8 protein-coding genes are annotated in these 10,380 nt (G+C 64.5%); 2 read left to right on the top strand and 6 right to left on the bottom strand.

Going from position 1 to position 10,380, the window contains the following annotated elements:
- Positions 1–5 precede the first annotated feature (5 nt).
- From ACUN0C_RS19830 to ACUN0C_RS19815, 4 genes are all read right to left on the bottom strand, one after another.
- A complete protein-coding gene (locus ACUN0C_RS19830) occupies positions 6–863 on the bottom strand; it encodes a DMT family transporter (RefSeq protein ID WP_445468142.1) in 858 nt (285 codons plus the stop codon).
- Positions 864–985: 122 nt separating this feature from the next.
- A complete protein-coding gene (locus tag ACUN0C_RS19825; RefSeq protein WP_445468141.1) occupies positions 986–1,789 on the bottom strand; it encodes a GGDEF domain-containing protein in 804 nt (267 codons plus the stop codon).
- 221 nt (positions 1,790–2,010) lie between these two features.
- Positions 2,011–4,014, bottom strand: a complete 2,004-nt coding sequence (locus tag ACUN0C_RS19820) for a tripartite tricarboxylate transporter permease (protein WP_445468140.1) — start codon at positions 4,012–4,014, stop codon at positions 2,011–2,013.
- A gap of 82 nt (positions 4,015–4,096) precedes the next feature.
- Positions 4,097–5,740 (bottom strand): UbiD family decarboxylase, encoded by a 1,644-nt coding sequence (locus ACUN0C_RS19815; protein WP_445468139.1) that lies wholly within the window; start codon positions 5,738–5,740, stop codon positions 4,097–4,099.
- A 116-nt stretch (positions 5,741–5,856) separates the two neighbouring features.
- On the opposite strand from ACUN0C_RS19815, the gene ACUN0C_RS19810 reads away from it, so the two are divergent.
- On the top strand, positions 5,857–6,879 hold the full coding sequence (locus ACUN0C_RS19810) for a Bug family tripartite tricarboxylate transporter substrate binding protein (protein WP_445468138.1): 1,023 nt from the start codon (positions 5,857–5,859) through the stop codon (positions 6,877–6,879).
- Between the two features lie 110 nt (positions 6,880–6,989).
- On the top strand, positions 6,990–8,060 hold the full coding sequence (locus ACUN0C_RS19805; protein ID WP_445468137.1) for an ornithine cyclodeaminase family protein: 1,071 nt from the start codon (positions 6,990–6,992) through the stop codon (positions 8,058–8,060).
- 531 nt (positions 8,061–8,591) lie between these two features.
- Here ACUN0C_RS19805 and ACUN0C_RS19800 read toward each other — a convergent pair.
- The gene (locus tag ACUN0C_RS19800) at positions 8,592–9,026 is read right to left on the bottom strand and encodes a RidA family protein (RefSeq protein ID WP_445468136.1); all 435 of its coding nucleotides are present in this window, start codon (positions 9,024–9,026) and stop codon (positions 8,592–8,594) included.
- A 48-nt stretch (positions 9,027–9,074) separates the two neighbouring features.
- Positions 9,075–10,380: TRAP transporter large permease (locus ACUN0C_RS19795; protein ID WP_445468135.1), on the bottom strand; the 1,306-nt coding region annotated here is incomplete at its 5' end.

The raw sequence follows: 10,380 nt of genomic DNA, 5'->3' as shown, positions 1-10,380 counted from the left end.
AGCGGCTAGCGAGCGGACGGATTCCGATGCTCTCGGCGGAAGAGATAGACCCCAGCGGCGACGATGATGGCGGTTCCCATCCAGGTGACGGCATCCGGAAAGTCGCCGAACACGAGCCAGCCGAGGAGTGTGGCCGAGACGATCTCCAGATATTGGAAGGGAGCAACCAACCCGGCTTCGACCTGCGCGAGAGCGGCAACGATCAGGCCGTGAACGATTGCCGCGAGCACACCGATCATCAGGAAGAGTGCGAGCTCGCGGCCGGTCGGCATGAGGAGCAATCCCGGATCGGATGCGGCGGCGAGACCGATAGCGAGCGCTGCGGCAAGGGTCGCCATGGCGAAGATCCCGGTCCAGAATTGCAGCGCCAGGCGGTCGCCCCGCCGGGCGACGATCCGGTTCGTGAGCATGTAACAGGCGAAGAGAACGGCCGTGACCAGCGGCCAGAAGGCAGCGGAACCGTAGGCTGCAATGTTTGGCCGAAGGACCACTACTGCGCCGAGCAAGCCGAATGCGATGGCCCCGCATCGCCGCCACCCGACGTGCTCGCGCAGGAACAGTGCGCCGAGCGCCGTGAGCACGAGGGGCTCGACGAAGAAGATCGCGAGCGCGTTCGCGACCGGCATCTCGCGAAGCGCCATGTTGAGGCAGAGGAGCGAAAGTCCGAGGAAGCCGCCGCCGACGGCATGAAGTGCGGAGGGCCTGCACATCCTGTGCGAGGCGAGCACGATCGGAAGGAGCACCATTGTCTGCGCGAGGAAGCGGCCGACGCCGACCTGCGCCGGCGACAGTCGCTCCAGAAGCAGCTTCGCCAGCGTGTCGAGCCCCGGGGCGATGAGCATCGCGCCGATCATCATCGCCATGCCAAGCGAAGCCGTATTGCCAGATGCCGCGGAATCGGACGCGCTCATCCGCTTCGTGTAGGGCGCGTCCTCGGGCTGCGCCAGAGCGGATCCTCGACCGGGTGCCGGAGAAGGCGAATGGCTCAGACGGTGTTCCGGACAACCCTGAGCGAGCCGAGCTCGCGCCCGACCTCCTCCAGCACCTCCACGCGATCCCGGCCGTTCCGCTTGGCCTGATAGAGCGCGCGGTCTGCAAGAGCATAGGTGTCCTCGACCGTTCGGTCAGGGGTGAGCGGCGCGATCCCCATGCTTATCCGCGCCTGCACGGCCCGGTGCGGCGTTCCGAAGCTCTGCGTCGCAAGAAGCAGCCGGATCGCCTCGGCCCGCTGCTTCGCCTCGTCCAGGGTGCCGTGCGAGAGGTAGATGCCGAACTCCTCGCCGCCGATCCGGCCGACGACCGACGGGTGGGGGTTGCACTCCGAAAGCATGTGGGCGACCCCCCCGATCACCGCGTCGCCGATCGGATGGCCGTAGGTGTCGTTGATCGCCTTGAAGCGGTCGATGTCCGCCAGGATCAGCCAGCCCGACGCGTGATGGCTCCACCGGTCATCGAGGACTTCGAAGAAGTGCTTCCGGTTGAGCAGCCCGGTCTGCGGATCCGTCCGGGTGAGGTGCTCGAGCTTCTGGTTCGTGCGGTAGAGCGCCAGGTTCGCGCGCGCGACGGCGCCGATGAAGATCGTCGACATGATCGCCGCGGTGAACGTGGTCTGGATCAGCGATCGGACGAGGATCGTGGGATCCACGACAAGGTTGATGATCACGTCGATCAGATCGGCGAGGACGACCACCAGCAGGGTCAGCCGCGCCACATGCCGGACGAGATCGCGATGCGACCTGATCTCGCCATCGAAGACCCTATGTGCGACGCGCTTGAGCTTGGAAGGCATCATAGCTTGCCAGATAGGATGCCGGGGTTACCGTCGCAGAAACCGAAGGCTGCAGTGCCGGCCGGAATGCGCCGAACGGTTCACAAGACCTTTCGGATTGGCGTTCAAGTGATCCGATTGCGCACGAGCGGGTCGAGGGGAACGAAGGCGATGGTGAATGACCGCACCATTGCGAGGACAAGAGCGCGGGTGAAAGCGCGGGCGGTTTCCGTTCAGGGAACCTAAAGAGTGATGATGCCCTTCGGCCAAGGCACGTTCAGGAGGCGGATGAACAGGATATAGAACAGACCGGCGACACCGGTGGCGGTAGCGAGAGAGCGCGTCCAATGCACGCCGAATGCGATCACCATGTAGGCAACGAGCCAGAAGAAGATCGCCGGAAGCGGTCCGATCAGGAACGCCAAGCCAAGATAGCCGCCGAGCCACCCGAAATAGGCTAGAGAACGGACCACGACCTCTCGTGCCGTGAGCGCCTCGTGGCTGATGGCGAGGTCCATTTCCCCACCTTCTCGTTCCTTGTCACCGCTCGTCCGCACCTCGACGAAAAGCCTCGTGGCCAGATAGAGCACAAGAAGTGCGATGCCGATGACGGCTACGATCTCAGGCACGGCTCGCGCCCCGAAAGGCCAACGCCACATGTCGTAAAGGCTCGCCGCAAAGAGCATGAGCGTGCCGATGGCGAAAGCAGTGTCCCAGCCGAGGCGGCCGGGGACGAAGCCAAAAGCGAGCCTGAGCGAGCGGGGCGAGGACCGTCGCCGAGCGGCTCCAAGGACAGGACTGAGCACACCCCAGAGGGTCAGGACCAGCATGACCACCACGATAGGGCGGGCCAGCAGCCCGACCCCGTAGATCTGCAGCGAGGTGAACAGGTACCGCTCGATCAAAGTGCCGAGCACAAATCCCAGGAGCAGTGGCGGGCGCGGCCAGTGAAGGCTGCGCATGACGTAACCCAGGATGCCCGCGCCGAGAAGCACGTACATGTCACCCCAGTGATGGGATCCTTGGAGCGCTCCCACGAAGGTGATCGCGAGAATGATAGGCGCAAGATAGCCGATCGGGATCAGTGCGACCTGGGCGAGCCTATGCGCGAATGCGAAGCATATTCCGGCTCCCAAGAGGTTCGCGAGGGCCAAGCTCCAGATCATGGTGTACGTGACGTCGAGGTGCTTGCTCAACATGTCGGGCCCGGGGACGATGCCCTGGATGAGGAAGGCGCCGAGCAGGATCGCCATGCCTGCCGACCCCGGGACGCCGAAGGCGAGGGTCGGAACGAGGGCACCACCTTCCTTGGCGTTGTTGGCCGCCTCGCTTGCGATCACACCGCGCACGTCGCCCTTGCCGAAGCTGTTTGCGGCGCCCTTTACGGACTTTGCCGCGGCGCCATAGGCGATCCAGTCGATGACGGCCGAGCCCAAACCGGGAATTGCACCCATCACCGACCCGATGGTGGAACTGCGCAGGACCGTGCCCATATTGCCGAAGACGTCGCGAACGCCTTGAAACTTCCCCCGCGTTGACAACGGCTCCTGCCCGGCGATGGCGCTTCGCCTGACAGCGAGATCGGCTATCTCAGGGATTGCGAAGAGGCCGAGCGCGAACGGGACAAGCGGAATGCCTTCCCAGAGATAGAGGGAGCCCAGGGTCCAGCGCATTGTGCCGGACTGGTAGTCTTCGCCGACCATGGCGAGGAGCAATCCGAGGCAGGCGACCGTCAGCCCCCGAAGCACGTGTCGACCGCTGAGGGCCGCGGCCAGAGACAGGCCGAAAATGCAGAAGGCCAGCATTTCCGGCGCGCCGACGAAGAGAAGGGCGGGGCGGATGGCGGGCAGCGAGAGTGCGAGGAGAACGGCGCCGAACAGGCCTCCGATCAGCGATGCCGAGAAGGCGGCGCCAAGAGCGCGACCGGCCTCCCCGCGCCGGGCCATCGGAAATCCGTCGAGCACGGTCGCCGCCGAACCGACCGTCCCCGGAACCCCGAACAGAACAGCCGGTATCGAGTCCGATGTGGCGACCACGGCATGCATGCCGATCAGCATGGCGAGGGCGGTGTACGGGTCGAGGTGATAGGTGAAGGGCAAGAGCAAGGTCAGCCCGACGAGACCGCCGAGTCCCGGAACGAGGCCCAGCACGAGGCCCCCGCAGACGCCCGCCGCCAGCATCAACAGCCGAAGCGGGTCCGCCATGTTTCCCAGAGCCACCCAAGCCGCCGAAAGCATGCCGTCCATCTCGTTCCCCGCTTGAATGCCCGCTTGCCAGGGCTGAATTCTGCGAATGATCCCCGCTGGCGGATGCCGGGCTGAGCCGGGGTCAGTCCTTCACGCGGCGCACCTCGGTGTTCATCTCGACATCCTTGCGGCGCTGCTGGGCGATGATGTCGCCGGTCGTCCAGTAATCGCTGGCGACCGCACGCTCCGCCATCGCCTCGAGGTTCGAGTCCCATTCGCCGAGCGAATAGCCGTACCAAGGCGTCTGCGGCTTCAGTGGAGGAAGGCCGAGCTCATCCCAGATCTCCCGCGCACGCTCCATGTATTCCTGCTTGGGCAACGAGATCGGCGGGAACGGCTCCTTTAGCGTCGCATCGAACAGGACGGACGCGTCTTCGCCGTCGTTGCGTTCGCTGCGCGGGCCGTGCCCTTGGTCGCGGTGGCGCATGATCTCCATGTCGAGGGCGGGATTGCACCGATAGGAGAGCGCCCACAGGATCGAGTCGGCGTTGTCGACATCGATGTCGTCGTCGACAGCGATGACGAACTTGCCGATGGCCCGGTGTTGGCTCGCCAGCCCGTAGAGCGCGCGCCAGATCTCCACCCGGGGCGTGTTCTTCTCGACGTGGATGAGGACGACCTTCCGGATGTTCGTCAGCGGCTCGTGCAGGCTGACCTTCTTGACGCAGCGGAGCCCGAGATTCTCCCGCAGGTGATCGAGCAGCAGCGGCTCCATTGCCACGCGCTTGATCAGGCTCGATTCGCTGGGGGTGACCTGGCTGATGATGGAAGTGAGGACGGCGTTCCGCCGCCGGGTGATCGCCGTGACCTCCATGAACGCGTTGAACTCTTGGAGATTGACGTGGCCGTGGCTCTCGCCGAAAGGCGCCTCGGGCTCGAGATATTCGGTATCGATGTAGCCCTCGATCACGATCTCGGCTTCGGCCGGGACCAGCAGGTCGACCGTCTTTGCCTTCACCACGTTCAGGGGCGCCCCGGCCAGAGCGCCTGCGACGTGGAATTCGTCGAGCCGCTCCGGGAGCTTCATCGTGGAGGTAAAGGTGACGACCGGGGGGGCGCCGAGCACGACGGCAGCCGGCATACGCTCGCCGCGCGCCTTGTACTTCAGCCAGTGCGCGTAGATGCCGGGGCGCAATTCCAGCGACGGATTCATGCCCATCCGCCGCCGGCCTTTGATCTGGCCGCGGTAGTTGCCCATGTTCTGGACGCCCGTGTCGGGATCCTTCGTGATGTACTGCGAAAGCGTCGTGTAGGGCGCGTTGTCCCAGCCGGGCGTCGAGATGGGTACGGGAATTCCGTCCAGTCCGGCGCCTTCGTGGTCCAAGTCGCTACCCGTGGTCACGATGTCATGGCACGGCGCGACCTCGACGATACGCGGCGGAATAGGGTTGGCGGCGGCCCGGCTCCAGGTCGAGGCTATTTCGTCCAGCTCGCAGCCGAGCCCGATCCGGTAGATCTCGCGGCTGGCGGCGAGCGCACCCACCACGACCGGGATGTCGTAGGTCCTGCCCTTGCTGTCGATCACATTGGTGAAGAGGAACGCTTTCCGCTCCGATTCCGAGAACCCGCCACGAAACTGCCAGCGAACAAGGGGGTGCATCTCCGTGTCCTTGTTGATGGGACGATCCACCCGGATCAGCAACCCGGCCTGCTCCAGCGCCTGGAGATGCTGATGAAGATCGGGGTAGCCCGCACGATCCACTCCCGCGGCTGCTTCGCTGCGCATTCGGCCACTCCTCTCTTCGCTTGTCCTGAACCCGATTTTGGTAATATGGTATTCCAAAGTGCATATCCAGCTTAAACACGTGGCGAATGCACGATGGAACGATTGGGAGGAGAAAGATGCGATCGAACTGGTTTGCCGCCGCCGCGTCGGCGCTTGCTCTTGCCCTGTGCGGGACGGCCGCTCAGGCGCAGGACACCTTCTATGCGGGCAAGACGGTCAGCCTCGTCATCCCCGCCAGCGCCGGTGGCTCGTACGGTACGTACGCGCTGCTCTTGTCGGATGCGTTAAGCAAGCACATTCCCGGCAAACCGGCGGTCGTCCCGCAATATGTCAGCGGTGCTGGCGGAATGCGTGCGTCCAATCAGGTTGCGAACGCGTCCGAGAAAGACGGCACGGTCATCTACATGATGCACCAGAACGCCGCGACCCAGCAGCTTCTGTCGCCCGACCAGGTGAGTTACGATGCCGCCAAGTTCATTCCGATCGGCATCGTCTCGTCGTTGAACAGCGCAATGGCTGTGCGGAAGGACGCTCCTGCGACGGAGATGGACGGATTCAAGCAGACGGAGGTTCTGCTCGGATCGACCGGCCGCGGATCCTACCAGTTCGTCATTCCGACGCTCATGAACGAGTTCCAGGGGACCAAGTTCAAGGTCATCACGGGGTATCCCGGCACCGGTGAGACCATGCTCGCCGTCGACCGCGCCGAAGTGCACGGCATGCTGTCGAGTCTGCTCACGTTCCAGGAGAGCCGCCCGGACTGGGTGGACGGCAGCGGAGACGCCAAACTGGTCTATCAGATCGGCGAGACCAAGGATCCCTCCATCCCGGACGTTCCGCTGCTGACGGAACTCGCAACCTCCGAGCAGGAGCGTGCGCTCTACAGCTTCATGTCCGCCAGCAACAGCATCGGCCGGGCAATCGTGGCACCGGACGGGGTGCCGGAGGACCGCATCGCAGTGCTTCGCACGGCACTCGAGCAGGTGCTCGCCGACCCCGAATTCCAAGACCTTTGCAGGCAGCGCGGAGTGCCGCTCGCCTCAGCGGGCTGGGAGGATCTCCAGGCAATCATCGAGAAGACGCTTGCGACCCCTCCGGAGGTGGTGGAGGTCGCCCGGAAGTACATGAGCGAGAACTGATTGCCCGACGCTGACGAGCGCGGGGGGAGGGTACTCAATCCCTCCCCTTTCCGAGTTTCATGCCTCTCGGGCCTTCGTGCACAGCCGGGACGGCGGGAGATCCTTTTCAAATGGCGCTTCTGATCAACAACGACGTCACCGGCCGCGTGCTGGAAATGGGCGATGCCGTCCAGGCAATGGAGGATGTCCTCCGCCAGTACGCCGAAGGCATGGCCACTTTTCAGCCCCGCATTGATCTATGGTCACCGACCGCGGCAGTCGGAGACTATTACCGTTGGGGCTCCCTGCTCGGCGCTATGGCGAACCCGCCGACGCTCGCCTTCCGCTTCAAGTCGGACATCATGCGCTGGACCGATTATCGCGGGGTTCAGACCGAAGACTGGTTCTGCGTGGAGCCCGGCCGCTATTGCGGGTTCATCATCCTCATCGACACCTCAAACGGGGAGATCATCGGCCTCCTCAACGACGGGATCCTGCAGCACGTTCGCGTGGGCGCGACCGCAGGCGTGGGTGCGAAGTATCTTGCCCGCGAGGATGCGAGCGTTCTCGGCGTGCTCGGTTCCGGCGGCATGGCCAGGACCTATGCCGAGGCGATCAGCTGCGTTCGCAACCTCGAGGAGGTGAGGGTCTACAGTCCCACCCCCGAGAACCGGGAGAAATTCGCCGAGGAGATGTCGGCGAAGCTTGGTGTGCCTGTCGTCCCGTGCGACAGCACAGAATCGGCCCTGACCGACGTCGACATGGTGGCGACCTGCACGGATTCCCGGGTCCCGGTTTACAAGGCGGAGATGCTCCGTCTGCACCGGCCGGGGGTGTTTCTCGTCCGGTGCCGCTACGACGAGATGGACGACGCGACATTCGACACGGTCGACAGGATCTTCGTGAACGCGACCGGCGCCTATACCGATCTCATTCTCGGCTCGGAGGAGAGCCGGGCGAAACGGCCGACCGATGACGCCTACCGGAGGCGCTACAAGGCAACGGACTACCCGATGCTCGCGGACGTGATCGCGGGCAAGATCGACGGCCGGACCTCACCGGAGCAGACCATCTTCTACCACAACACGTCAGCTGGGTTGCAGTTCGCGGCGGTCGGCCGGCTGGTCTACGAGCGCGCGGTTGCGGCAGGCCTCGGCATGCAGATCCCGATCGACTGGTTCCTCCAGGATATCCGGAACTGACATAAGAGCTTGAAGGGGGTCGGGTTCGGCCACGGCACCACCCACTGGATCCTGGCCACCTTTTGCGTCGTGCCGCCTATTCTGGCGAAGGAGCCGACCGCCCTCCGGCTGACCCAGGGCAGTCCTGGCAAGCGGCCGCTCGACATGGCGGGGCCGAGGTCGGCGCACTCCATGCCGACCTGCCCGGCCCACCTTCCCCACGGCGAGAACCGAGTGGAAGCGGCTCGGCCCGCGAGATGTACCGGCTCGGCATCATCAGCCAGCTCGACCGGGCCGCGCTCGCCGCCTATCGCCAGGCCTGGCCGCTGGACCGAGGCTGAGCAGAAGCTCAAGGAGACGCCTGCCTCATCAAGCTCCCCTCCGACCACATTCAGCCCTTGCCCTGGCTCGCCATCGCCAACAAGCAGCTGGAGCTGATGCACAGGTACCTCTCCGACCTCGGTCTTTCGCCCGCATCCAGCCGGGTGAGCACCATTCCAGTGATCGGGCCGAAGCCGTGGGAGGGGGGATGGGAAGCTCGTCCAAGCTCGCTCAAGCGCCACCTGCATGCGGCGCGACTGCGATGATGTCGATCTCCACCAGCATCTCCTCGAAAGCGAGCTGACTGACGTTTAGGAAGGTATGCGGCGGGAGCGGCGCCCCGGCATAGGCTTCGCGGCGGCACTGCGTCACCTGGGGTCGGTACCGGGCATCCGTGACGTAGGTCACCTGCTTGACCACGTCTGCCATCGTCGCACCATGCCGCTCCAGCAACTTCGCCAGCTTCTCGTACATGAACCGGCATTGGCCGACGATGTCGCCCTTGAACCGGACCTCGCCGGTTTCCTCTCCCTCGGCGCCGATGCCCGCCAGGAAGATCATCTTCCCCGGTCCGGTTACAGTCACCACTTCGGAGAAAAGGTTCTCGGTCCACTTACTGTGATTGTAGTTGCGTTTCTCCAGCGCAGTTCCCGGGTCGTTGGACATGGACACTCCTCGCAATCGGGTTCAAGGCGTTCGGTCGGCGGTGGGCTCTCAGCTCAGAAAGGTGACGAGACTGGGGAATGCCACCAGCAGTGCTACGACGATCAGAGCGCAGACGAGATAAGGCATGGCAGCCACGTATATGTCGGCCAGGGTCATGCCGGCTGGGGCAAGGCCACGCATGATGAAAAGCAGAAGCCCGAACGGCGGCGTGGTGTAGCCGATCTCCATCGCCATCATCACGATGACGCCGAACCAGATCGGATCGAAGCCGAGCGAGCTGGCGAGCGGAAAGAAGATCGGCACGGTCAGCATCATCATCGCGATCTGATCCATGAAGCAGCCGAGCACCAGAAGAACCACGAACATGGTCAGCAGCATCGCGAGCGGCGACAGTTCGAAGCCCGTCGCCCAGGCGATGAGGCCCGAACTCGCACCGGAAAACGCGACGACCTGGCTGAAGGTGACGGAACCGAGGACGATGAAGAGTGCCATAACGGTGACCTTGAGCGTGCCCGTCGTGGCGCTGATCATCGCCGCAAGCGTCAGACGGCCCATGAACGCGGCGAGCGCGAGCACGCCGACCGCTCCGAAGGCGGCCGCCTCCGTCGGCGTCGCCCAGCCGGCCAGCATCGATCCGATTACGAGCCCGATGATCAGGCTCATCGGCAGGATGTCGAAAACGAAGGCCTGCACTTTGGCGGCGGGCGGCACGGCCTCTATCTCGAAGGCCGGTGCCGCCTGGGGATCGATCCGGGTGATGAGGACGATGAGCGCCACGTAGAGGCCGGACAGCATGAGGCCAGGAATGATGCCGGCGAGGAGGAGCTTGCCTATGTCGATCAGCGCGATTGAGCCGAGCAGCACCGCCATCGCCGAGGGTGGGATGAGGATGGCGAGGCTGCCCGTTCCCATGATCGGTCCGACCGAGAGGACCGGCTTGTAGCCGCGCCGGCTCATCTCCGGCACCATAAGGGAGCCGAGAAGGGCGGTATTGCCCATGCTGGACCCCGAGAGGGCGGCGAAGAGCGTCCCTCCGGCCACCGTCGTCATCGACAGCCGGGCAGGTACCCGGCCGAGCAGCTTGTCGACGGCGTCGAAGACCCGCACGGCAAGGCCGGTGTGGAAGAACAGCTCACCCATCAAGAGGAAAAGCGGGATGGGCGCCAGCGTGTAGGCGGTCACGCTGCTGAAGGCGTTGTTCACGAGCTGCCTGATGCCGGCCTCACCGCCCATGAAGAGGACGACGCCGACCAGGTCGATCAGCAGGAAACCGAAGGCTACCGGAATGCCTACTGCCATCGCAATCAGAACGCCGCCGATCAGCAGCAGTGCGGCCGCCGCCCAATCCATCAGG

The sequence above is a fragment of the Faunimonas sp. B44 genome (assembly GCF_052655945.1).
This window is presented reverse-complemented; position numbering and strand designations above follow the sequence as displayed.